26 protein-coding genes and 1 tRNA gene are annotated in these 20,857 nt (G+C 57.6%); 15 read left to right on the forward strand and 12 right to left on the reverse strand.

The annotated features are described in order from the left end of the window. The first annotated feature begins 41 nt into the window (after window positions 1-41). Window positions 42-476 carry a DoxX family protein gene (locus NQL71_RS23280; protein ID WP_046815536.1) on the forward strand — a complete coding sequence of 145 codons (435 nt, stop codon included), beginning with the start codon at window positions 42-44 and terminating at the stop codon, window positions 474-476. Window positions 477-531: 55 nt separating this feature from the next. Here the strand turns inward: NQL71_RS23280 and NQL71_RS23285 are convergent, their stop codons facing one another. Then, window positions 532-1,815 carry an NAD(P)/FAD-dependent oxidoreductase gene (locus tag NQL71_RS23285; protein ID WP_046815535.1) on the reverse strand — a complete coding sequence of 428 codons (1,284 nt, stop codon included), beginning with the start codon at window positions 1,813-1,815 and terminating at the stop codon, window positions 532-534. A 183-nt stretch (window positions 1,816-1,998) separates the two neighbouring features. Here NQL71_RS23285 and NQL71_RS23290 point away from each other — a divergent pair. After that, window positions 1,999-2,075, forward strand: a tRNA-Val gene (locus tag NQL71_RS23290). A 130-nt stretch (window positions 2,076-2,205) separates the two neighbouring features. Here the strand turns inward: NQL71_RS23290 and NQL71_RS23295 are convergent. After that, the gene (locus tag NQL71_RS23295; protein WP_274643362.1) at window positions 2,206-2,568 is read right to left on the reverse strand and encodes a site-specific integrase; all 363 of its coding nucleotides are present in this window, start codon (window positions 2,566-2,568) and stop codon (window positions 2,206-2,208) included. Window positions 2,569-2,937: 369 nt separating this feature from the next. Here NQL71_RS23295 and NQL71_RS23300 point away from each other — a divergent pair, with 369 nt between their 5' ends. Then, window positions 2,938-4,005 carry an acyltransferase family protein gene (locus NQL71_RS23300; protein ID WP_077182727.1) on the forward strand — a complete coding sequence of 356 codons (1,068 nt, stop codon included), beginning with the start codon at window positions 2,938-2,940 and terminating at the stop codon, window positions 4,003-4,005. Between the two features lie 92 nt (window positions 4,006-4,097). Here the strand turns inward: NQL71_RS23300 and NQL71_RS23305 are convergent, their stop codons facing one another. Beyond that, a complete protein-coding gene (locus NQL71_RS23305; RefSeq protein WP_274643363.1) occupies window positions 4,098-5,288 on the reverse strand; it encodes an acyltransferase family protein in 1,191 nt (396 codons plus the stop codon). 103 nt (window positions 5,289-5,391) lie between these two features. Then, window positions 5,392-5,577: a hypothetical protein gene (locus NQL71_RS36995; protein WP_507189792.1), complete on the reverse strand. Its 186-nt coding sequence runs from the start codon at window positions 5,575-5,577 to the stop codon at window positions 5,392-5,394. Between the two features lie 649 nt (window positions 5,578-6,226). Here NQL71_RS36995 and NQL71_RS23310 point away from each other — a divergent pair. Next, window positions 6,227-6,421 (forward strand): hypothetical protein, encoded by a 195-nt coding sequence (locus NQL71_RS23310; RefSeq protein ID WP_077182729.1) that lies wholly within the window; start codon window positions 6,227-6,229, stop codon window positions 6,419-6,421. Between the two features lie 41 nt (window positions 6,422-6,462). On the opposite strand, the gene NQL71_RS23315 is transcribed toward NQL71_RS23310, so the two are convergent. Beyond that, a complete protein-coding gene (locus NQL71_RS23315) occupies window positions 6,463-7,215 on the reverse strand; it encodes a carbonic anhydrase (protein ID WP_274643364.1) in 753 nt (250 codons plus the stop codon). Window positions 7,216-7,455: 240 nt separating this feature from the next. On the opposite strand from NQL71_RS23315, the gene NQL71_RS23320 reads away from it, so the two are divergent. Continuing rightward, on the forward strand, window positions 7,456-7,911 hold the full coding sequence (locus tag NQL71_RS23320) for a DUF2214 family protein (RefSeq protein WP_046815532.1): 456 nt from the start codon (window positions 7,456-7,458) through the stop codon (window positions 7,909-7,911). A gap of 99 nt (window positions 7,912-8,010) precedes the next feature. Here NQL71_RS23320 and csrA read toward each other — a convergent pair whose 3' ends face one another. Then, window positions 8,011-8,202: a carbon storage regulator CsrA gene (gene csrA / locus NQL71_RS23325; RefSeq protein ID WP_008057174.1), complete on the reverse strand. Its 192-nt coding sequence runs from the start codon at window positions 8,200-8,202 to the stop codon at window positions 8,011-8,013. Window positions 8,203-8,453: 251 nt separating this feature from the next. On the opposite strand from csrA, the gene NQL71_RS23330 reads away from it, so the two are divergent. Continuing rightward, window positions 8,454-8,819 (forward strand): SPOR domain-containing protein, encoded by a 366-nt coding sequence (locus NQL71_RS23330; RefSeq protein WP_046815531.1) that lies wholly within the window; start codon window positions 8,454-8,456, stop codon window positions 8,817-8,819. 73 nt (window positions 8,820-8,892) lie between these two features. Here NQL71_RS23330 and NQL71_RS23335 read toward each other — a convergent pair whose 3' ends face one another. The 3 genes from NQL71_RS23335 to NQL71_RS23345 all read right to left on the reverse strand — a co-directional run bounded on the left by NQL71_RS23335 (window position 8,893) and on the right by NQL71_RS23345 (window position 11,128). Further along, on the reverse strand, window positions 8,893-9,582 hold the full coding sequence (locus NQL71_RS23335; protein ID WP_046815530.1) for an endonuclease: 690 nt from the start codon (window positions 9,580-9,582) through the stop codon (window positions 8,893-8,895). A 4-nt stretch (window positions 9,583-9,586) separates the two neighbouring features. Beyond that, a complete protein-coding gene (locus NQL71_RS23340; protein ID WP_046815529.1) occupies window positions 9,587-9,877 on the reverse strand; it encodes a DUF1654 domain-containing protein in 291 nt (96 codons plus the stop codon). A gap of 162 nt (window positions 9,878-10,039) precedes the next feature. Beyond that, entirely contained in the window at window positions 10,040-11,128 is a 1,089-nt protein-coding gene (locus tag NQL71_RS23345; RefSeq protein ID WP_077182733.1) for an asparaginase, read from the reverse strand. A 420-nt stretch (window positions 11,129-11,548) separates the two neighbouring features. Here NQL71_RS23345 and NQL71_RS23350 point away from each other — a divergent pair, with 420 nt between their 5' ends. The 7 genes from NQL71_RS23350 to NQL71_RS23380 all read left to right on the forward strand — a co-directional run bounded on the left by NQL71_RS23350 (window position 11,549) and on the right by NQL71_RS23380 (window position 18,473). Further along, window positions 11,549-12,505: a sugar ABC transporter substrate-binding protein gene (locus tag NQL71_RS23350; RefSeq protein ID WP_274643365.1), complete on the forward strand. Its 957-nt coding sequence runs from the start codon at window positions 11,549-11,551 to the stop codon at window positions 12,503-12,505. Window positions 12,506-12,559: 54 nt separating this feature from the next. Further along, complete coding sequence (locus tag NQL71_RS23355; protein ID WP_274643366.1) at window positions 12,560-14,113, forward strand: sugar ABC transporter ATP-binding protein; 1,554 nt, start codon at window positions 12,560-12,562, stop codon at window positions 14,111-14,113. After that, window positions 14,110-15,087 (forward strand): ABC transporter permease, encoded by a 978-nt coding sequence (locus NQL71_RS23360; RefSeq protein ID WP_046815525.1) that lies wholly within the window; start codon window positions 14,110-14,112, stop codon window positions 15,085-15,087. The genes NQL71_RS23355 and NQL71_RS23360 overlap by 4 nt, the downstream gene beginning before the upstream one ends. Before the next feature lie 3 nt (window positions 15,088-15,090). Next, window positions 15,091-16,110 carry a LacI family DNA-binding transcriptional regulator gene (locus NQL71_RS23365; RefSeq protein ID WP_248687554.1) on the forward strand — a complete coding sequence of 340 codons (1,020 nt, stop codon included), beginning with the start codon at window positions 15,091-15,093 and terminating at the stop codon, window positions 16,108-16,110. Window positions 16,111-16,186: 76 nt separating this feature from the next. Then, on the forward strand, window positions 16,187-17,104 hold the full coding sequence (rbsK, locus tag NQL71_RS23370; RefSeq protein WP_046815523.1) for a ribokinase: 918 nt from the start codon (window positions 16,187-16,189) through the stop codon (window positions 17,102-17,104). Then, the gene (gene rbsD, locus NQL71_RS23375; RefSeq protein WP_077183128.1) at window positions 17,101-17,505 is read left to right on the forward strand and encodes a D-ribose pyranase; all 405 of its coding nucleotides are present in this window, start codon (window positions 17,101-17,103) and stop codon (window positions 17,503-17,505) included. The genes rbsK and rbsD overlap by 4 nt, the downstream gene beginning before the upstream one ends. Next, on the forward strand, window positions 17,502-18,473 hold the full coding sequence (locus tag NQL71_RS23380) for a nucleoside hydrolase (protein ID WP_178134351.1): 972 nt from the start codon (window positions 17,502-17,504) through the stop codon (window positions 18,471-18,473). The genes rbsD and NQL71_RS23380 overlap by 4 nt, the downstream gene beginning before the upstream one ends. A 19-nt stretch (window positions 18,474-18,492) precedes the next feature. Here the strand turns inward: NQL71_RS23380 and NQL71_RS23385 are convergent, their stop codons facing one another. Next, on the reverse strand, window positions 18,493-18,702 hold the full coding sequence (locus NQL71_RS23385; RefSeq protein ID WP_046815521.1) for a hypothetical protein: 210 nt from the start codon (window positions 18,700-18,702) through the stop codon (window positions 18,493-18,495). A 132-nt stretch (window positions 18,703-18,834) separates the two neighbouring features. Here NQL71_RS23385 and NQL71_RS23390 point away from each other — a divergent pair, with 132 nt between their 5' ends. Together NQL71_RS23390 and NQL71_RS23395 are read left to right on the forward strand one after the other, a co-directional pair. Further along, window positions 18,835-19,140: a hypothetical protein gene (locus NQL71_RS23390; RefSeq protein ID WP_046815520.1), complete on the forward strand. Its 306-nt coding sequence runs from the start codon at window positions 18,835-18,837 to the stop codon at window positions 19,138-19,140. A gap of 171 nt (window positions 19,141-19,311) precedes the next feature. Beyond that, window positions 19,312-19,629, forward strand: a complete 318-nt coding sequence (locus tag NQL71_RS23395) for an I78 family peptidase inhibitor (RefSeq protein ID WP_046815519.1) — start codon at window positions 19,312-19,314, stop codon at window positions 19,627-19,629. Between the two features lie 70 nt (window positions 19,630-19,699). Here NQL71_RS23395 and NQL71_RS23400 read toward each other — a convergent pair whose 3' ends face one another. Both NQL71_RS23400 and NQL71_RS23405 read right to left on the reverse strand, forming a co-directional pair. Beyond that, window positions 19,700-19,912, reverse strand: a complete 213-nt coding sequence (locus NQL71_RS23400; protein WP_003179963.1) for a cold-shock protein — start codon at window positions 19,910-19,912, stop codon at window positions 19,700-19,702. A 292-nt stretch (window positions 19,913-20,204) separates the two neighbouring features. Next, window positions 20,205-20,507 carry a hypothetical protein gene (locus tag NQL71_RS23405; protein WP_046815518.1) on the reverse strand — a complete coding sequence of 101 codons (303 nt, stop codon included), beginning with the start codon at window positions 20,505-20,507 and terminating at the stop codon, window positions 20,205-20,207. Window positions 20,508-20,857 lie beyond the last annotated feature (350 nt).

The following is a 20,857-nucleotide window of genomic DNA, read 5'->3' on the forward strand; positions in this document are numbered from 1 at the left end:
ATAGCGGCCATCCAACACACACTCTCAAGGGATGTCACAGCATGAGCACATTGATCAACAAGGTACTGTTTACCCGCGCTGGCTACGGCCTGACCGTTTTGCGGATTTTCGTCGGCATCATCTTCGCTGCCCACGGTTCGCAGAAACTCTTCGGCGCATTCGGTGGTTATGGCCTGGCGGGTACTGCTCAGTACATGGAAAGCATCGGCCTGGCACCGGGCTACCTGATGGCGACGCTGGCGGGCGGTACTGAGTTCTTTGCCGGCCTGGCGCTGATCATCGGCTTGCTGGTCCGTCCGGCGGCACTGGGCCTGACCTTCCTTTCACTGGTGGCGATCTTTACCGTGCATATCAGCAATGGACTGTTCATGGCCAACAACGGTTATGAGTTCGCTTTGGCGCTGCTGGGCGGCAGCATCGCGGTGCTGATCGAAGGCGCCGGCAAGCTGTCGGCGGACCGCGCCATCGCCGGCTGACGGTTTATCAAGCAGAAAAAAATGCCCGTATCACGGGCATTTTTTGTTTAGCGCCTCAGAACCCGAGCCGGTCGCGTAATCCGTAGTACCAGGCTCCCAGCGCGGCAAAGGGTGTGCGCAACAGCTGACCACCCGGGAACGGGTAGTGGGGCAGGTCGGCAAAGGCGTCGAAACGCTCAGCCTGGCCGCGCAAGGCCTCGGCCAGCACCTTGCCCGCCAGGTGGGTATAGGTGACGCCGTGGCCACTGCAGCCCTGGGAATAATAGATGTTGTCGCCCAGTCGCCCGACCTGGGGAAGGCGCGACAGGGTCAGCAGGAAATTTCCGGTCCAGGCGTAGTCGATTTTCACATCCTTGAGCTGCGGGAACGCCTTGAGCATCTTCGGTCGAATGATCGCTTCGATATTTGCCGGGTCCCGTGCGCCATAGACCACGCCGCCGCCGAAAATAAGGCGCTTGTCGCCGCTCAGGCGATAGTAGTCGAGCAGGTAGTTGCAGTCTTCGACGCAGTAATCCTGGGGCAGCAGGCTTTTCGCCAATTCATCGCCCAAGGGCTCCGTGGTAATGACCTGCGTGCCGCAGGGCATCGATTTGGCCGCCAGTTCCGGAACCAGATTGCCCAGATAGGCGTTGCCCGCCACGATGATGAACTTGGCCCTGACCTTGCCCTGAGGCGTGTGGACGACCGGGCTGGCGCCGCGCTCGATGCGCACTGCCGGCGACTGTTCATGGATGATGCCACCCAACGACTCCACGGCCGCCGCTTCGCCCAGCGCCAGATTAAGCGGATGGATATGCCCGCCACTCATGTCGAGCATCCCCCCGACATATTGATCGCAAGCCACGACGTCGCGGATGCGGCGCTGATCCATCAACTCCAGCTGCGTGTGCCCGAATCGTTCCCACAAACGCTTCTGCGATTCCAGGTGATCCATCTGTTTGGCCGTGATGGCGGCAAACACGCCGCCGTCCTTCAAGTCGCATTGAATGTTGTACCTGGCCACACGATCACGAATGATCCTCCCACCCTCGAACGCCATCTGCCCCAACAGCTGGGCCTGGCGTGGACCGACACTGCGCTCGATCACATCGATATCACGGCTGTAGCTGTTGACGATCTGCCCACCATTGCGCCCCGACGCACCGAAACCCACCCGGGCCGCTTCCAGTACCGTTACCCGAAAGCCGTGCTCCAGCAGGAACAGGGCCGACGACAATCCGGTATAACCGGCGCCGATCACGCAGACGTCAGTCTCGACCTCACCCTGCAACGACGGGCGGGGCGGCACCGCATTGGCCGATGCGGCGTAATAGGATTCTGGGTATGGGGTGTGCGACATCCTGCAGCCTCTGTTTAATAAATTTAACGAGTGCGCTGATCCTACCCGAGTTGGAAAACCGCCGCCAGCCACCGAAAAATCATCCCCGCCGCAGAAAATTTAAATATTTTGCATATTCATAGGGTTAGCTCGAAAAAAGGTGTTGACACCCTCCCGGAATTCCGTAGAATGCCGCCTCACAGCAGGCACGTAGCTCAGTTGGTTAGAGCACCACCTTGACATGGTGGGGGTCGTTGGTTCGAGTCCAATCGCGCCTACCAAACAAAATCCGCTCTGCTGGGCGGTCTAGAGGGGTCACCGGAAACGGTGACCCCTTTTTGCTTTCTGCTTTGGAAATATTTTGGGCAAACGACCACCGCGTTACACCTTCAGGTCGGCTTTCACCTTCATTTACACCACCGCTTCATCACCGTGCCCCGCCTGGTAGTGCTCGGTCATCTTCGCGTCGGCATGCCCCATCAATCCCTGTATGTATTCCTGCTCGAAACCCTGTTGCTTATATAGCCAGGCATCCAGCGCGCGGATCTCATGGAAAGTGGGGCGCTCCCCAGCCGGTATGTCGTCGTAGGCGTGTGAATCGTTCCGAGCCTGGGTAAATGACTTGGTCAGGTAATCCGCTGTAACTGCGTTCCAGTGTAGCTTGGGGTCCAACTGGGTACGTTTGCGTGCTTTCGGGGAGTAGTGGATGAGGTACGGGCAGGCAACCGGTGACCTCATGCACTCCTGCACCACCTCCCTCAGCGCCTGACCCATGACGATCTCCAGGTGGACGGGCTTCCCAGTTCTGCGTCTTTCCCGGCGACGCCCTGATTGTGATCTGCTCAAGGTCCACGGCCGATTTCCGCCACATCACGATATCCTCTCGCCGCTGAAGGCTCAGCAACGCCAATCGGATGGCACGCTTCAGCCAGGTCGGCGTCTGTGGACCCCTACGAAATCGAAGCCACCAGCGAATGGTGCACATCAATCGAGCAGACAGTCTAAAACCGACCGTCCTGCATAAGTCTGACCACAAACGCGCCCTTTTGCTTCTCAATGCATCTATAAGGTGGCATCATCTCGCCGAAATTGCGCTAGGCGGTTTTGATAATATTCCATAAAAAATAGACGGTCTTGTAAACAATGAGTGATGCCACCCAAAAATCCCGAATAACACCAATAGATGGGTTGCGGGGGTTTGCTGTTTTAGTAGTTTTTGTTTATCACACGCTTGGCATCCCGGTAAGTGGAGATATAGGTGTCGATATATTCTTCACAATGAGCGGTTTTCTAATCTCATCTCAGATATTCAATGAGATCGAAAGAACGAGGACCATAAATATTGTAAAATTCTACCTTAATCGTGTTGTACGATTGATCCCAGCGTTTCTGGCTGTATGCGCACTGTATTTAGCAATCTATTACTGCTTTGGGAAATATAGCTATCCGGCTAATGAAACAGCCGATATCACGACCATGCTGGGCATGATATTCATGGCCAATATCTACATGGCCCAAGACCTACACCCGATCCCTTTCCTTCAGCATACGTGGACCCTTGCGGTGGAGTGGCAATTTTACCTAGCATGGCCGCTGATTTTACTTACTCTTACTAAGTGCGGCCTTAAGTCAAAACCACTGATGGTAGTGTCAATCTGCGCGGGCATTGTCACAATATGGATTTTACGTTTGGCTGGAGACAGGTTTTTGCAGTTTGACGGAATTCTTCTGGGCTCTCTCATCCCGCTTATAAAAGACAACAAGTTTATTGTCGGACTTTTCAAAAACCGTTTCGCCGGACTTTTGATTTTTTGTCCAGCCATTCTGGTAATGGTAGCCTTCGTTTTTAATGTGGCTCAGCCATATACCATGCTGCCACCAAAGACGGTGGTTTCAGTGATGACGATGATCGCCATTTTGTTTTTCACCATCAACTACGACTCGATCTATAACAATATTTTCGACAATAGCCCGATGCGGTACTTCGGAAAAATATCGTACGGACTGTACCTGTATCACTACCCAATTGCCGCACTCATGTACTCCAACGGGTTCGATTCGAAACAAATGCTCGTCGTTGGAATTATCGTAGCCATACCTTTGGCCGAGGTTTCTTGGCGGTATATGGAAGAACCTATTCTGAAAGCTTGGGCGCGCTCAAAATCCATTAGGCGCGAACATGCAGCCTTAGCTTTAAGCGTGAAGCAGTAGATTCATTTCTACGCATGATACCGAGTCAAGAATGGGCGGCTAATATTCCTGCTCATTCTTGCGTGTACAAGCGGTATGCACCATTACGACTGCTAGATTTTCTCACCCGCAAGCAGATTTAACTTTTTCACTCTTAGCCACTCAGTTAATGGACCTACACGTCTCATTGCTGGTTTTTCAATAAACCTGAACGTCATGCCGCAAACGACTATTAATACAGGCGTCAACATTACGATTACGGCCCAGTACTGAACAGGAGAAAGTTCTTTAGCAGCGGGCAAACCAATCAAAAAATGAAAGGCAACAAATAACAAAATTCCGTGCATCAGATACATGCTATATGCCATCTCCCCCAGTGCTCGAGAAACTCTGTATTTAAGAACTCCAAAAATGCTATTGCCGCCTGCGACAAGGCAAAAGGCTATCGTCATAAAAACTTTAGCCTTTGTACTGCTGTAAAGAGCCGAGTAATGAATAACGGTATAAACGACCAATGCCACCACCAAAAACGTTGCCCACTTGGAAGTCGCAAATTTTCTAAATTGCTCAAATCGAGCTAGAAGCGCTGCCAACATGCCGCTACCAAAAAGCCAATAATAACTATCGTTTGGGTAGTACATGGCTATCGCCACAAGCAATAAAGTGCTTACGACCAGGTATGAAATTGGCGGCCTTAGTCCTACTACCAAGGCGATGAGGGGTAGCGCCATATAGAAGAACCACTCATAGGCCAATGACCAAGTAACGCCCGCATTTATCAGATGGGTTACCTCTAGGCCATTCAGTACCGGCTCTCCGAAAATCGCAAAACCCAACCATGTCATAACATCTAAAAGTACTTTTGATGGCGGCTCTATCGGGCGACCCCTTGTCATTACCCATACTATCAAGAAGATTAATCCCACTGAAAAAAAATAAAGCGGCGTCAATCTGAGAAGTCGGGATACGTATAGCCTTAACCAGTCGATCTTTCGATCTCTACCGTCCAGTAACTTTGAAAAAAATAGAAACCCGGTAATCATGAAAAAAAGCGCAACACCACCCTGTCCAAAGTGGACGAACAATTGTAAAGGCGGGATAGTCCAGGCACCTGTGTGCAGATAGTAGTACCAAATGCTCGAGTGAGTCATAAAAACAAAAAATGCAAGATAACCACGCAAACCATCTATCGTTAAAAAGCGGCCGTGATCAGAAGGCGTCACCAAGCTATTTGATAATAATCGCGCCACCAACAGTGCAACAAGAAGAGAAACGACAGCAGCACTTATGCTTATTATTTCCACTTGATTCCTCAACTTAAAAATTCAAAGATCGTTGGTAGCAGGGGCATGTTATCGTGCGTAAGCTATTAAGGCCTACTCCTAATCTCCTCCTACCTTGCCGGACTCAGTGTACCCCTATTGATTCATACGCCTTCTCACAGGTTAATCCCCCTGGTTTTGGCTTCTTCAACAGCTGCAGCCAGATCACCCGCTCGCTGGTCAGCGCTCTTGAGCACGTCAGCAAGCACCATTGCGGCGCGGGCAGCTGCTGTGCTTGCAGTGGCAGTGCAGGAAGCACCGCTGGCTTCACTGGCTGCGAAGCGACGGGCAAGGTTATCCGCTGCTCCGCGCAAGCCGTGCGCAGAAGCGCGATGATTGCCTGTTGGTAGACCTGCTCTTTAGCCCGTTCACGAGTTGGCCAGGCGGCCAATATCGTACTTGCTCAGGTACTGGTCTTCGCCGAGTTAGCGCACATAGCGGAACTGTCCCGAGTCATGCCCGACCTGAGCGCGGCCATGCGCAGACGCTAGTTGATCTGGTTCCGACGGCCCGTCATCAGTAGGTGTGTTTCAACCCCACCGCATTCCTGACCTATTTAGCGGGCGAATTCCAGGCGTCGATGTGGCAGGCCTTTTAGATAACATTTCTTGATATCGCAGCTCGAATGAAAATCAATACATCCCGCGTTGAACTGTAAGTAGTCAACCGCATCAAATCAGGACAGGCAACCGGGCGTTTCAAGTGCATTGCGGCAGGAGTGAATTGATGAGGAGGCGGACAATGATCAAGTTCTTTGCGGCTTACCTGTCCATTTGCCTTTTGCTTCAATGGACGGTGGTCGAGGCGTCTCCCTGGATTGCCAGTCATGTGCTGCTGCGCTGGATCCTGTAACGCTACGGGCCCGACAGGGGCCTCAGGCGTAAGATAAGCAGTGTTACCTCATCTGAAGGAGTCCTTTTATGACCTCCGATCAAGTGAACCGGCAGGCATCCGAGCACAAGGCTGTGTGGGATCAATATTTTTGCGCCGCGTTGATTGCCGAAAGCAATCTGACGGCCCCCGTCGTCGGCGGGGCCACCCATGAAGACCGGCAGAACCTGTTGATCGAACGGGCCAAGGCGCTCGCGGACAAGATGATGGACAGCCGGAAATAACCAGAGCCCAGCCTTCGCGCTGGGCTCTTCACATCGGCGACTCAGGCAACCAGCTCAACCTTGCCGGTGGCCAGGCGATAAATGCCACCCACTATTTTCAACTGACCCTTGTCGAGCGCGTCAGTCAACAAGGGCGTGGCTTGCCTGAGGCGTTCGATCGAGTTCTTGATGTTTTGCACGGTCGCGTTTTCGACCAGGTCGCCCGGCTGACTGCTGACCTGCTCGACAGTGGATTTGAGGGCATCGGTCAGTTTAGGGATCTTCCCGGGGAATACCCTGTGATCCTTGACGGCTTTCACGCCGGCCTCGATGGCGCCACAGCGCTCATGGCCCAATACCAGGATGAGCGGGGCGCCGAGCACGGCAACGCCGTATTCAAGGCTTGCCAGGCCTTCGTCCGTGACGAAGTTGCCGGCCAGGCGTACGGCGAAAAGGTCGCCGCGGGCGGTATCGAACGCGTATTCCGGGGCGATGCGCGAGTCAGAGCAGCTCAGCACTGCCACAAACGGGTTCTGGCCGGAAACCAGCGCCTCTCGTTCATCCTTGAAGTCGTGGGTTTGCGAATTGCCGCTGACATAACGTTGGTTACCCTCCATCAGTCGTTTCAGTGCCTCATCCGGGCTGATGACGTTTTTCGGTTTTGGCGGCACGGCGGTTTTCTCGGCTGCCTCGATGATTCGGCTCGGCAGGGTGCTGCCCAATAGCAGGGCACCTGCGCCTAGACCGGCCAGGCGCAGAAAACGACGCCGCTCATTGATTGTTGGGGCGGAGGTTGAATCACAAGATTCACACATGATGTTGTGTACTCAGGTCAAATCGGTGGGAATGACTGCTATCGGGATAGTGCCACGAGGGGCCTCGGCACTGGGGGGTTGGAGTCTAGTGGGTCTGTCACATTATATTTTACGCGGCCTCCAGAGCTGGGCAGCCGAGCGTGCCGCGGGGAGAAACCGATCGCCTGGCAGGTGCAAACCCTGGGTTCATGGGCTACTACTGACAGGCTGATTTGACTTCGACCCTACAGGAGTTTCCCGATGCTGACTCACTGGTTGCTTGCAGCGGTTCATCTTTTGGCGTTTGCCCTTGGATTCTGGGCTGTCCTGACGCGTGGCACGGCCTTTCGGCGCCTGGCGATCGGCACGGGAGAGGCTCGCAGTGTATTGGTGGCAGACAACATATGGGGGATTTCAGCCGTTGTCCTGCTGGTTACCGGCGGCATGCGGGCCTTTGGCGGTTTTGAAAAAGGCACGGATTACTACCTGCACCAGCCATTGTTCCATCTGAAGATGACGTTGTTCGTGCTCATCCTGCTACTGGAAATTGCGCCGATGGTGACGTTGATAAAATGGCGGGTTGCACGGTCGCGTGGTGCGGCTATCGATACCTGGCGTGCCACGCTGTTTGCGCGAATCAGTCATATCGAGGCATTGCTGGTGTTGTTGATGATGGTGGCGGCCACTGGCATGGCGCGCGGTATCGTATTCGGCTGATCGAAGGGGGGGCGGGGAAAGCGCAGGCGATGTTGCCCTTGAATCTTTAGCCAGCCGTCGTTGCGGGGCGAACGGGCTGGCTACTGACTACGGCAGGATTCAGGTCTGTGGCTTTTCCGGGGCGGTCAGGCCGGCCTGAATGCGCTGGTAAATCTCTTCGCGATGCACTGCGACGTCTTTGGGGGCGTTGATGCCAATCCGGACTTGCTGGCCGCTTACGCCCAGAATGGTGATCGTAATGTCATCACCAATGTTTATGCTTTCACCGACTTTGCGGGTGAGTATCAGCATGGTCTTCTCCTTGATTGCTTTGTGGGGCACCTGATTCGGACAGTGCAGAGGTCGGTGTTATGTATAGATTAGTGCGAAGTCTCACGGTTTGGGTGCCTCTTTCTGACGCGCAGATGCAGCATTAATTCCCAAGGCGTAACTATACAGAGGCCGCCAGCATGATTCTCGTTGTTTTGAGCCCATTTTGCGGCACTCGCGAAGTATTCATGAATGCTAAGATCCCCCGCTTTAAGCATTCAGAGGGAAACGCTGTGCGCAAAATGGTCTTGGTTATCGCGGTATTGGCGCTGGCGGGATGCGGTGAGGGCAAGCGCGAGGAAACGCAAAAGCCGCAGCCTGCAGCGGCGGCAACGTCGGCACAGGTATCGGGCCCACAGTGGGATCTCGAAGTGCGGGGAGAAACACCCCAGGCCGTCAGCGATCTGAGCGGCTGGCTGATCGAGCACAGCTTCATGTCCAATGTGATCAGGGAAAATGGCAAGACCCGGATCCTCATGGGGCCTTACAGCACCAAGGAAGAAGCCGAGGCCAAGCAGGCGCAGGTAAACGCCGCGCTGATCAAGGCCAAGAAGCAGAACATTGAAGTACTGGTGCTGGAGCGCCCGTTGGCGCAGTAAAGACTCAAGCGGGTGGCTGAAAATCAAAGGCCCGGGGTGTTCAGCCCCGGGCCTTTGTTTGTTCAGTTGGCGTTTAACCGCAAGCTTTCATGTCGACCGGGCCGACAAACTCGTTGCCGCGCCCCATGACGCACGCCACGCTCTGGTTGCGTTGGCGCTCCCAGGCTTGTACCGGGTAGGTCTTGTCCCAGGCCTGGTACAGCTGCTGGTCTTGTTTCGACAGACGCAAGCCATATTGCTTGCTCATGTAGAAGTAGGTTCGGGCGATCATGCCGCGGATGGAAGGGCGGGGCATGACTTTTTTCGCCTTGAAGTCGACCTGGGTCAGGCACGAGCCGTATTGACCCGATTGCTCCGGCAGCCAGCCGAAGCTGAAATTGCTGCGGTCCCCATTGACCTCTCCGATGCTGGGCACCAGGTTGTGCAAGTCGGCCTCGGCCTTCTGGTAGGTCGGGTCGTATCGCGTACAGTTTTTTCGCCCACCCTCCTGCCAGCACTGACGCTGATGGCCGATCTGCCACGCCGGGACAATGTGCTCCCACTCGATGCGCGCGGCGCGCTTGGCGTTTTTGCGCGGCACATACCCGCACGCGGCGAGGTTCACCTTGTTGCCGGTGTATTTGCAACCGCAATAAAACTCGGTGGATTGCGGCGCGTACAGCTTCCAGGCGACTTTCTTGGCTTCGCTGAAAGTGCGTGGCGCATCAGCCTGGGCAGCGGTGGCGAATAACAGGAACAGCAAAGCAAAACAACGGGCACTCATTGACTCAATCTTCCTTCGGCACTACCCAGAAAATCTGCACACCACCGTCGTCGCGATAGGCGAGGGTGACGTTGTCGTTCTCGTCAATTTCTTCGAGCAGGCGTTCCCATTCGTCCACGGGCTCGTCTGGAAGGCGGAAGATCAAAGCGGCCCTGGCTTTTTGAGCGGTAGGACCGTTGATGATTTTCTGAACGCGCAGGCCCATGCGTACATAGGTGTCTGGTGAGGAAGAGGTAGTGTCCACAGGATTATCCTTATTAAGCTGTACGTGCATACAGTATTTAACTGTAGGCATTTTCGCAACTGCTTAAAATTCAAGAGAATCCTCTGACAGTGGTTTTTACCGATTGGTGTAGGGGGACGAGAGTATTTTTGTCAGGCAAGTGCGGCGGGCCAGTCACCGGATGGCGAGTGGCCCGTGCGGTGCCCGACCGGAGTCGGTCGGGCGAGGGGCGAATCAATATTCCCAGAACATCCGTTGCAGCTCTTTGCTGTCATTGGTCTTGGTCAGCGCGACCATCGCCAGGATGCGGGCTTTCTGCGGGTTCAGGTCATGCGCCACCACCCAATCGTATTTGTCGTCAGGCTGTTCGGCGTTACGCAGGACAAAACCACCGGCATTGACGTGGGAAGAGCGGATGATCTGCACCCCGTCCTTGCGCAGGGCCTGCAACGAAGGAACGACCCGGGAAGAGACCGAGCCATTGCCGGTACCGGCATGGATGATGGCTTTGGCACCCGACTGCGCCAGTGCCTTGTAGGCGGTGTCGCTAACGTTACCGTAGGAGTAGGCGATTTCGACGTCAGGCAGGCTCTGGATGGTCTTGATGTCGAATTCCGAGTCCATGGTGTGGCGCTTGGCCGGCAGGCGGAACCAGTAGGATTTTCCTTCGACCACCATCCCGAGCGGGCCCCAGGCGCTTTTGAACGCCTCGGTCTTGATGTTGATCATCTTGCTGACATCGCGACCCGACTGGATTTCATCGTTCATGGTCACCAGCACGCCTTTGCCGCGCGCATCCTTGCTGCTGGCCACGGCGACGGCGTTGTACAGGTTCAACATGCCGTCGGCGGACATTGCGGTGCCCGGGCGCATGGAGCCCACGACAATGATCGGCTTGTCGGTTTTCTCCACCAGATTGAGGAAATAAGCGGTTTCTTCCAAAGTGTCAGTGCCGTGGGTGATCACGATGCCATCAACGTCCTTGCTGTCCGCCAGTTCGGCGACGCGACGGCCCAGTTGCAGCAGGTTGTCGTTGGTGATGCTTTCGGAGGCGATCTGCATGACTTGTTCGCCGCGAACATTGGCCAGCTCGCTGAGCTGCGGAACCGCAGCGATCAATTGTTCAATGCCGACTTTCGCCGCCTGATAGGTGGCGCTGTTGGCGGCGCTGGCGCCAGCACCGGCGATGGTGCCGCCGGTGGCCAGGACCACGACGTTCGCCAGCTTCTGTTGGGTTTCGGCTTCTTTTGCCTGGAGGGCGGCAGGCAGGAGCAGCAGGAGGGCCAAGGTGCCCGGAAGAAGGTTTTTCAAAGCAGATGTCATTATTTTTCTCTCTAGGGGTGACGGTGCCGATGCAGGTTCATCTAGATGCGCCCCAAACGGATCTGAACCGTTGGGGTGCTGGAGAAAAGCACGACGCGTACCAGTTACAACTGGAATCATAAAAAATCGTTTAACACCCTGATTTGTTTAGCTATTTAAACGACAGGTTGAATGGTTCCCCGGCTTTTTTGTCCGGCTTTCCGACTATTCAGTCATTCTTCATTCGGCTTTCCGAAAGTATTACGAGCGCAAGTTAAACGTCGGCGTTAAAGAAAGCGGGTGGCAGGTCGATGTCTCGAGGTACTACGGTCGTTGACAAATTTGGGCTGTATTCGCATAGTCCAGATTCGCAAACGTTTGCGACACCTCTAGATGCCGCCTCGACGTTGCTCACAATAATCATAAGATCGGAGTGAATTCATGAAGCTGCCATTCGCTGGACGTCTTCTTGCTGTCGCACTACTGGCTGGCGCAACCGCCGCGCTGCCTGTTTCTTCGGCGTTCGCCCAGACGCCCGAAAAACCTAAAGTCGCGCTGGTAATGAAGTCCCTGGCCAACGAATTCTTCCTGACCATGGAAGACGGTGCCAAGGCCTACCAGAAAGAACACTCTGCCGAGTTCGAGCTCATCTCCAACGGCATCAAGGACGAAACGGACACTGCCAACCAGATCCGCATCGTCGAGCAGATGATCGTTTCCAAAGTCGATGCGCTGGTAATTGCGCCGGCTGATTCCAAGGCCATGGTGCCGGTGATCAAGAAAGCCGTCGACGCCGGCATCACCGTGATCAACATCGACAATCAGCTGGACCCGGCCGTGGTCAAGAGCAAGGACATCAGCGTGCCGTTCGTGGGGCCCGACAACCGCAAGGGCGCGCGGCTGGTGGGTGAATATCTGGCCAAGAAACTCAAGGCCGGAGATGAGGTCGGCATCATCGAAGGGGTGTCCACCACCACCAATGCCCAGGCCCGCACCGCAGGTTTCAAGGATGCGATGGAGGCGGCGCAGATCAAGGTCGTGTCCGTGCAATCGGGCGACTGGGAAATCAACAAGGGCAACCAGGTTGCCTCCTCGATGCTCAGCGAGTACCCGAACATCAAGGCCTTGCTGGCCGGCAACGACAGCATGGCCGTAGGCGTGGTGTCGGCCGTGCGTGCCGCGGGCAAGGCTGGCCAGGTCCAGGTGGTCGGTTACGACAACATCAATGCCATCAAGCCGATGCTCAAGGATGGCCGTGTCCTGGCCACCGCCGATCAGTTTGCCGCCAAGCAGGCGGTATTCGGCATCGAGACCGCGTTGAAGATCATCAAGGGCGAGACAGTCGACAGCGGCACCAACGGCGTGATCGAAACTCCGGTAGAGCTGGTTACACAGTGATTTTGCGGCGACACAATGACGCTCGCCCTTCCCGGCGAGCGCATGGAGAGTTTTATGTCTGTTAGCGCGACGCACGCTGTCCTGTCGGTCAGCGGCATTGGCAAGACTTACGCCCAGCCGGTCCTGGCCGGCATCGACCTCACGCTCATGCGCGGCGAGGTGCTGGCACTGACCGGCGAGAACGGCGCGGGCAAAAGCACCCTGTCGAAGATCATCGGCGGACTGGTCACGCCGACCACCGGGCAGATGCAGTTTCAGGGGCAGGATTACCGACCGGGAAGCCGCACCCAGGCCGAAGACCTGGGCATCCGCATGGTCATGCAGGAGCTCAACCTGTTGCCGACCCTGTCGGTGGCGGAAAACCTGTTCCTGCACAAGCTGCCCAGCACCGTTGGCTGGATCAACCGCAAACAACTGCGCCGGGCTGCGATCGAGGCCATGGCTCAGGTCGGGCTCGACGCGATCGACCCGGACATGCTGGTGGGCGAACTGGGCATCGGTCATCAGCAGATGGTCGAGATCGCACGCAACCTCATCGGTGATTGCCATGTGCTGATCCTCGATGAGCCGACCGCGATGCTGACCAACCGTGAAGTCGAAATGCTGTTCGAGCAGATCACGCGGCTGCAGGCCCGTGGCGTGTCGATCATCTACATCTCCCACCGCCTCGAAGAACTGGCTCGGGTGGCCCAGCGCATTGCGGTCCTGCGTGACGGCAATCTGGTGTGCGTCGAGCCGATGGCCAACTACAACAGTGAGCAACTGGTCACGCTGATGGTCGGGCGCGAGCTGGGCGAGCACCTCGACATGGGGCCGCGCGACATTGGCGCTGCGGCATTGACGGTCAAGGGGCTGACCCGCGCCGACAAGGTGCGGGATGTGTCCTTCGAAGTGCGGGCCGGGGAGATCTTCGGCATTTCTGGATTGATCGGGGCAGGGCGCACCGAGTTGCTGCGGTTGATCTACGGCGCGGACACCGCGGACAGCGGCACGGTGGCCCTGGGTTCACCGGCGCAGGTGGTGAATATCCGCTCTCCGGTGGACGCAGTCGGGTATGGCATCGCCCTGATCACCGAGGACCGCAAGGGCGAGGGCCTGCTGCTCACGCAATCGATCAGCGCGAACATTGCGCTGGGCAACATGCCCGGTATTTCCAGCGGCGGCCTGGTCAACCCAGGCGATGAGGCGGCGCTGGCCCAGCGTCAGATCGACGCCATGCGCATCCGCAGTTCCGGGCCGGCGCAGTTGGTGTCCGAGCTGTCCGGTGGCAACCAGCAGAAAGTGGTGATCGGTCGCTGGCTGGAGCGTGATTGCTCGGTGCTGCTGTTCGACGAGCCGACCCGGGGCATCGATGTCGGCGCCAAGTTCGACATCTACGCGCTGCTCGGCGAACTGACGCGCCAGGGCAAGGCGTTGGTGGTGGTGTCCAGCGACCTGCGCGAATTGATGTTGATCTGCGACCGCATCGGCGTGCTCTCGGCGGGGCGTCTGATCGACACCTTCGAGCGCGACAGCTGGACCCAGGATGATTTGCTTGCCGCCGCGTTCGCCGGCTACCAGAAACGTGATGCGCTGCTTAACGAAGCGGCGCCTAGGGATCTTCAATGAAAACCGCAACTTCGGCCGGCCAACGCAGTGGCAATTTCTACGGGCTGGGCACTTACCTGGGGCTGGCCGGTGCCTTGCTGGCCATGATCGTGCTGTTCTCGACCCTGAGCAGCCATTTCCTTTCCTATAACACCTTCAGCACCTTGGCCAACCAGATTCCGGACTTGATGGTCCTGGCGGTCGGCATGACCTTCGTGCTGATCATCGGCGGCATCGATCTGTCAGTGGGTTCGGTGCTGGCGCTCGCCGCGTCGACGGTCAGCGTGGCGATTCTCGGCTGGGGCTGGAGCGTACTGCCCGCGGCATTGCTCGGCATGGTGGCTGCCGCGCTGGCGGGGACCGTCACCGGTTCGATCACCGTGGCCTGGCGGATTCCGTCGTTCATCGTGTCCCTGGGGGTGCTGGAAATGGCTCGTGGCCTGGCCTACCAGATGACCGGCTCGCGCACGGCCTACATCGGTGATGCCTTTGCCTGGCTGTCCAACCCGATCGCCTTCGGCATTTCGCCGTCGTTCATCATTGCCTTGCTGATCATTTTCATCGCCCAGGCCGTGTTGACCCGTACCGTGTTCGGCCGTTACCTGATCGGCATCGGCACCAACGAGGAAGCGGTGCGCCTGGCGGGGATCAATCCGAAACCCTACAAGATCCTGGTGTTCAGCCTGATGGGGCTGCTGGCCGGTATCGCCGCGTTGTTCCAGATTTCGCGCCTGGAAGCGGCGGACCCCAATGCCGGCTCCGGACTGGAGCTGCAAGTGATCGCTGCCGTGGTGATCGGCGGCACCAGTCTGATGGGTGGGCGCGGTTCGGTCATCAGCACCTTCTTCGGCGTCCTGATCATTTCCGTATTGGCGGCCGGTCTGGCGCAGATCGGCGCCACCGAGCCGACCAAGCGCATCATCACTGGCGCTGTGATTGTGGTGGCGGTGGTGCTGGATACTTATCGCAGTCAGCGCGCAAGCCGGCGGACCTGAGTCATGGCAACGATCAAGGATGTAGCAGCACTGGCGGGTATTTCCTACACCACGGTTTCCCACGTGGTGAACAAGACCCGTCCGGTCAGTGAAGAAGTACGGGTCAAGGTCGAGGCGGCGATCAAGACCCTCGACTACGTGCCGAGTGCCGTGGCCCGGTCTCTCAAGGCCAAGACAACGGCAACCATCGGCCTGCTGGTGCCCAACAGCCTCAACCCGTACTTCGCCGAGTTGGCGCGGGGTATCGAGGATTACTGTGAGCGCAATGGTTACTGCGTGATCCTGTGCAATTCCGACGACAACCCGGACAAGCAGCGCAGCTACCTGCGGGTATTGCTGGAGAAACGCATCGACGGGCTGATCGTCGCCTCGGCCGGTGGCGATATCGGGCTGGCCCAGGGCCTGGCGAACGTGCGCACGCCGATGGTGATCGTTGACCGCGGGCTTGACGGCGTCGATGCGGACCTGGTGCGCATCGACCACGAGTACGGCGCCTACCTGGCGACAAGGCATTTGCTGGAGTTGGGCCATCGGGATATCGCCACCATCAGCGGCCCGGCCATCACCAGCGTGGCGCAGATGCGCCTGGCCGGGTTTTGCCGGGCCCTTGCAGAGGCCGGCATCAGTGTTGCAACCGAGCGCATGCTCGAAAGCGATTTCACCAGCACCGGCGGTTACAGCGCCGCCGCGACGCTGCTGGAGCAGAATCCGCCCAGCGCGATTTTCGCTGCCAACGACATGATCGGCATCGGCGTACTGCGTGCCGCCGCCGAACGCAATATCCGCGTGCCCACGGACCTTTCGGTGATCGGCTTCGACGACATCCAGATCAGTCGTTATGTCTATCCGGCATTGACCACCGTGGGGCAATCGATCCTGCAGTTGGGCGAAATGGCGGCCGGGGTGTTGCTGCGCCGGATCGCCACGCCCTCACTGGCGACCGAACAACGGATCGTCACCCCCAGCATCGTCATGCGCGAATCGACCGCGCCATTGGCCGGGGTGTTTGCCCAATTCCGCTAAACCAAAAGCACCGTTAAACCAAAGGCACCGCTGAATCCAAAGCAGCGCTGAAACCGTCTTGATGAGTAGCAACGCAATGTCAGCAAAAGTAGTGGTAGTCGGCAGCTTGAACATGGACCTGGTGACCCGGGCGCCACGCTTGCCCCGTGGTGGAGAAACACTGATCGGCCAGTCGTTTTCGACGGTGTGTGGCGGCAAGGGGGCGAACCAGGCGGTGGCGGCTGCGCGCCTCGGTGCTCAGGTGTCGATGGTCGGCTGCGTGGGCAGCGATGCCTATGGCCAGGTGTTACGCCAGGCGTTGCTGGACGAGGGCATCGATTGCCGGGCTGTCAGTGTCGTGGACGGTACCAGTGGCGTGGCGTTGATCGTGGTCGACGACAACAGCCAGAACGCCATCGTGATTGTCGCCGGGGCCAACGGCGCACTGACGCCAGCGGTGCTCGGCTGTTTTGACGCGGTGCTGCAGGAGGCGGACGTGATCATCTGTCAGCTGGAAATGCCCGATGCCACGGTCGGCCATGCGCTCAAGCGTGCCCGTGAGCTGGGCAAGATCGTGATCCTCAACCCTGCGCCGGCCAGTCAACCGTTGCCGGCGGATTGGTATGCGTCCATCGACTACCTGATCCCCAACGAGAGTGAAGCGGCGGCGCTCAGCGGTTTACCAGTGGACTCTTTGCCATCGGCGCAGATCGCGGCCACTCGCCTGATCGAGATGGGCGCCGGCAAGGTCATCATCACCCTTGGCGCCCAAGGCTCGTTGTTTGCCGATGGCAAAGGTTTCGAACATTTTCCGGCGCCGAGCGTGAAGGCGCTCGACACCACAGCGGCGGGCGATACCTTTGTTGGCGGCTTCGCCGCAGCGCTTGTAGCCGGCCAGAGCGAAGCCCAGGCGATCCGTTTCGGGCAGCTCGCCGCCGCGTTGTCGGTCACCCGGGCTGGCGCGCAACCCTCGATTCCCACCTTGGCTGATGTGCAGGCGTTTAAAGCACCATGAAAAAGACCCCTTTGCTCAATGTCGCGCTGTCGCGGCTGATTGCCTCCCTGGGGCATGGCGACACGGTGGTGATCGGCGATGCGGGACTGCCGGTGCCGCCCGGTGTCGAGCTGATCGACCTGGCCCTGACCCAGGGCATACCGGATTTCGTCAGCACCTTGAAAGTCGTGCTCAGCGAGATGCAGGTCGAAAGCCATGTGCTGGCACAGGAGATCCTCGTCAGGCAACCACCGGCACTGGCGGCCCTGAACGCGCTGGATGCCGAAGGTGCGCTGGGGCGGCGCGAACTGCTCAGTCATGAGCAGTTCAAGGTCCTCAGTCGACAGGCGCGGGCGATCGTGCGCACCGGCGAGTGCCAGCCTTACTGCAATATCATTCTGGTTGCCGGAGTGACGTTTTGATCAACACCGCCGGCGCCCAGTCGCCACAACCGATCGACCTGATCATCGACACCGATCCCGGTGCCGACGACGTGATTGCCTTGCTGTTTGCCCTGGCATCGCCGCAAGAATTGAGCGTCCGTGCATTGACCACCGTCGCCGGCAACGTGCGCCTGGACAAAACCTCGCGCAATGCACGGCTTGCCCTTGAGTGGGCCGGGTGCGAAGAGGTGCCGGTGTACGCCGGAGCGCCGAAGCCGCTGATGCGCACGCCGATCTATGCCGAGCACGTCCATGGCGAGGAAGGTTTGCCGGGCGTCGCGGTGTATGAGCCCAAGCAAGGCCTGGCCGAGGGCAGTGCCATCGATTTCCTGATCGACACCTTGTTGGCCGCCAGGCCCCACAGCATGACCATCGCCATGCTGGGCCCGCAGACCAACCTGGCCCTGGCGCTGATGCGCGAGCCGGCCATCGTTCGGGGTATCAAGGAAGTGGTGATCATGGGCGGCGCGCACTTCAACGGCGGCAACATTACGCCGGTGGCGGAATTCAACCTATTCGCCGATCCGCACGCTGCCGAGGTGGTGCTCAAGAGTGGCGTGAAGCTGGTCTACCTGCCGCTGGACGTGACCCACAAGATCCTCACCAGTGATGCGCGCCTGGAGCGCATTGCGGCGTTGAACAACAAGGCCGGCAAGCTGGTGGGCGATATCCTGAAGGAGTGCATCGGCGGCGATATGGCCCGGTATGGCATCCCTGGTGGCCCGGTGCATGACGCCACGGTCATCGCCTATTTGCTCAAGCCGGATTTGTTCAGTGGCCGCTCGGTCAACCTGGTGGTCGACAGCCGCGAAGGCCCAACGTTCGGCCAGACCATCGTCGACTGGTATGACAGCCTCCAGGCGCCGAAAAACGCTTTCTGGGTGGAAAGCGCAGACGCCCAGGGCTTCTTCGATCTATTGACCGAGCGCCTGGCGCGTCTGAAATAAGTCTTGAGTCTTGGGGGGGTTACTCGCGCTGCGAATGCCCGGTGCCGTGGTTGTTCGAGTGTTTTTCGAAGATCTGGTCGATGAAGGACCGTGCTGCTTCGGTGCCCAGGTCCTTGACCAACAGGTCTATGCCGATGATGGCCAGCTCTTCCGGGCTGCCAGGGCTGTAAGAGATGTGGCCCTCTGGCCACTTGATCCTGATGTCGGCTTCGATACTGACGGTGTGCATGGTTGGGCTCGGGAGTCAGGGTAATTGTGAGTGTCGAGTTAATCATTTTATGGCGCTTTTGGCACTGCGACTTAGGCATGGGCGCAGGGCTATGCGACACTTGGTCTTAAACGGCATTACAAGGACTGCGCTGTGCAGATCGATTTGAACACGCCTGACGGCTTGACCCTTGAAGCGGTACGGCAAATGTTGGCAGCCGCCAGCGACGATGAACACACCCAACTGCGGGTGACCAAGGGCGGTATCGCCTATATTTCATCGGGGGTCGTGGGTGGCAGCGATATCGACGGCCTGCTGTTTCGCCTGGAAACCTGGGCCAAAGGCTCCGGTTATGTCGGGCGGGTGGCGGCCAGTGACGAAGTCTGGGTCATGCAGATCTACAACGCGTTGAAGCAGAACTGGCCAAAACCGGCGTTTGACTACATCGACGTGTACTGAAGGCTGTTCATATCCAGTCACGATTGAAAGATGAAGGGCAGGGCGCAGCTCAGGCAAACTTGCCGTTTGTCCGTTGTGAAGGGCAGGGTGCCTGGGCTCCCCTTGAAACCAAACGCCAGATTGGCGGTCGCAAGAATTCAGCTAAATCATCGAAATAAATAAGGAGGCGTCATGCCTTGGAAGCTCGCGTCATTGGGTACTGTGCTGGCTGCTGCCATGCTGGCTGGTTGCAGCACGGCCACCACCGAGCCGACTGACCCAGCCACTACCACGGAGTCAGGTCATAGTCGTTGCGAGGCCAAAGCGGCCGAATTCGCCATCGGCAAACAGGCATCGCCGCAACTGCTGGAGCAGGCGCGCACCCGTGCAGGCGCACAGAACGCACGGTTCCTGCAGCCTAACGACATGGTCACGCTGGAGTACCGCTCCGATCGCCTGAACCTCAACACCGATGCCAATCGGGTGGTCACCCGCGTCAACTGCGGCTGATCGTCAGGCTTTTGAATCGCCCATAAAAAACCCCGTCACATGGACGGGGTTTTTTTAGTGCGCCTGGAAATTACTCTGGGCGAACTTGAGCAGCTTGCATACCCTTTTGGCCTTTCTCAGCCACGAAGGAAACAGTCTGGCCTTCTTTCAGGCTTTTGAAACCGTCGCTTTCGATAGCTTTGAAGTGTACGAACAGGTCGTCACCGCCACCTTGAGGAGTGATGAAGCCGAAGCCTTTTTCATCGTTGAACCATTTAACGGTGCCGGTTTGGCGATTAGACATGGTGTATCTCCAAGAAACATATATTTTCAGTAGTACTGTGCTGCTCAGGCCAACTGGGCACACCCGAGTATCATAGTCGAAATGTTCGCTTTGGGAGCCCCCCACAGCGGTTGTTTGCCCTACAGTCGCACATTCTTTGTTGGCTGATGTGGCTGAAAGCCCCGTATTTAAAGGCTTTCAGCGCAAAGTAAAGGCTATAAAAAAAGCTGTAAAACCTGAATAAATTGTACGAAAGGGCCAGATTGAGCGGCTTTTTACCGGCAAATCATGGCCCGAAAGCACGGGTGAGGGGTCATTTAGCCTCTTTGCTGGTGGCCTTGCAGGCTGCAATCTTGCCCAGGGCCGCTTTCTTCAATTCGTCACTGGCAGTGTTGTTCATCAAGGCCTGGATATCGCTGGCCGGGTACGACTTGATCGCATCGGCGCCACAGGCGCAGTGGGATTTCGCCGCTGGCGTGCCGATCTTCTCCGCGGCCGCAGGCACGCACTGCGCCATGTATTTCTCCCGTTCGCCCTTGGGCCATTCTGCATGGGCGGCCAGGGGCAGCATTAGAACGACGGGGGCGATGACGGCGAACAAACGATTCAGACGCATGCTGGGATGCTCCTTGTGGGTCAATGTCTTGTTATCTGAGGGGTAAAGCGCGGTTCAAGTTCAGCACTCTGGCATAAAACAGCGGATTTGCCCCGCCAGAAAACCTCTTCACCGCCACGACCGTTCATCTGTGCTAGCATGCCTGGCTCGGGCGTTCGCAGGCGCCGGTCGACCTTCAGTCCCGGCCGCGGCAGATGCCCGATTAACCCTGATTTGAATCCCAGTCACTCTGGTTCGATTTTCCGGTTGGCCGCAAGGCTCCTGCCGCTGTAAGGCAGGCGTTCGTCATTGAATGGCCTGGATCGGATCTTGTACTGGCTCATCCCAACCCACGTGACCTTTGGTAGGGG

Origin of the sequence: Pseudomonas serbica (assembly GCF_028823535.1) — a bacterium.
Lineage (GTDB): Bacteria > Pseudomonadota > Gammaproteobacteria > Pseudomonadales > Pseudomonadaceae > Aquipseudomonas > Aquipseudomonas serbica.

Excerpts from the sequence above, each read along its gene's own strand:
- NQL71_RS23280 (WP_046815536.1), top strand. The coding sequence starts at position 42 with ATGAGCACATTGATCAACAAGGTACTGTTTACCCGCGCTGGCTACGGC.
- NQL71_RS23285 (WP_046815535.1), bottom strand. The coding sequence starts at position 1,815 with ATGTCGCACACCCCATACCCAGAATCCTATTACGCCGCATCGGCCAAT.
- NQL71_RS23295 (WP_274643362.1), bottom strand. The coding sequence starts at position 2,568 with ATGGGTCAGGCGCTGAGGGAGGTGGTGCAGGAGTGCATGAGGTCACCG.
- NQL71_RS23300 (WP_077182727.1), top strand. The coding sequence starts at position 2,938 with ATGAGTGATGCCACCCAAAAATCCCGAATAACACCAATAGATGGGTTG.
- NQL71_RS23310 (WP_077182729.1), top strand. The coding sequence starts at position 6,227 with ATGACCTCCGATCAAGTGAACCGGCAGGCATCCGAGCACAAGGCTGTG.
- NQL71_RS23315 (WP_274643364.1), bottom strand. The coding sequence starts at position 7,215 with ATGTGTGAATCTTGTGATTCAACCTCCGCCCCAACAATCAATGAGCGG.
- NQL71_RS23320 (WP_046815532.1), top strand. The coding sequence starts at position 7,456 with ATGCTGACTCACTGGTTGCTTGCAGCGGTTCATCTTTTGGCGTTTGCC.
- csrA (WP_008057174.1), bottom strand. The coding sequence starts at position 8,202 with ATGCTGATACTCACCCGCAAAGTCGGTGAAAGCATAAACATTGGTGAT.
- NQL71_RS23335 (WP_046815530.1), bottom strand. The coding sequence starts at position 9,582 with ATGAGTGCCCGTTGTTTTGCTTTGCTGTTCCTGTTATTCGCCACCGCT.
- NQL71_RS23340 (WP_046815529.1), bottom strand. The coding sequence starts at position 9,877 with ATGCCTACAGTTAAATACTGTATGCACGTACAGCTTAATAAGGATAAT.
- NQL71_RS23345 (WP_077182733.1), bottom strand. The coding sequence starts at position 11,128 with ATGACATCTGCTTTGAAAAACCTTCTTCCGGGCACCTTGGCCCTCCTG.
- NQL71_RS23350 (WP_274643365.1), top strand. The coding sequence starts at position 11,549 with ATGAAGCTGCCATTCGCTGGACGTCTTCTTGCTGTCGCACTACTGGCT.
- NQL71_RS23355 (WP_274643366.1), top strand. The coding sequence starts at position 12,560 with ATGTCTGTTAGCGCGACGCACGCTGTCCTGTCGGTCAGCGGCATTGGC.
- NQL71_RS23360 (WP_046815525.1), top strand. The coding sequence starts at position 14,110 with ATGAAAACCGCAACTTCGGCCGGCCAACGCAGTGGCAATTTCTACGGG.
- NQL71_RS23365 (WP_248687554.1), top strand. The coding sequence starts at position 15,091 with ATGGCAACGATCAAGGATGTAGCAGCACTGGCGGGTATTTCCTACACC.
- rbsK (WP_046815523.1), top strand. The coding sequence starts at position 16,187 with ATGTCAGCAAAAGTAGTGGTAGTCGGCAGCTTGAACATGGACCTGGTG.
- rbsD (WP_077183128.1), top strand. The coding sequence starts at position 17,101 with ATGAAAAAGACCCCTTTGCTCAATGTCGCGCTGTCGCGGCTGATTGCC.
- NQL71_RS23385 (WP_046815521.1), bottom strand. The coding sequence starts at position 18,702 with ATGCACACCGTCAGTATCGAAGCCGACATCAGGATCAAGTGGCCAGAG.
- NQL71_RS23395 (WP_046815519.1), top strand. The coding sequence starts at position 19,312 with ATGCCTTGGAAGCTCGCGTCATTGGGTACTGTGCTGGCTGCTGCCATG.
- NQL71_RS23400 (WP_003179963.1), bottom strand. The coding sequence starts at position 19,912 with ATGTCTAATCGCCAAACCGGCACCGTTAAATGGTTCAACGATGAAAAA.
- NQL71_RS23405 (WP_046815518.1), bottom strand. The coding sequence starts at position 20,507 with ATGCGTCTGAATCGTTTGTTCGCCGTCATCGCCCCCGTCGTTCTAATG.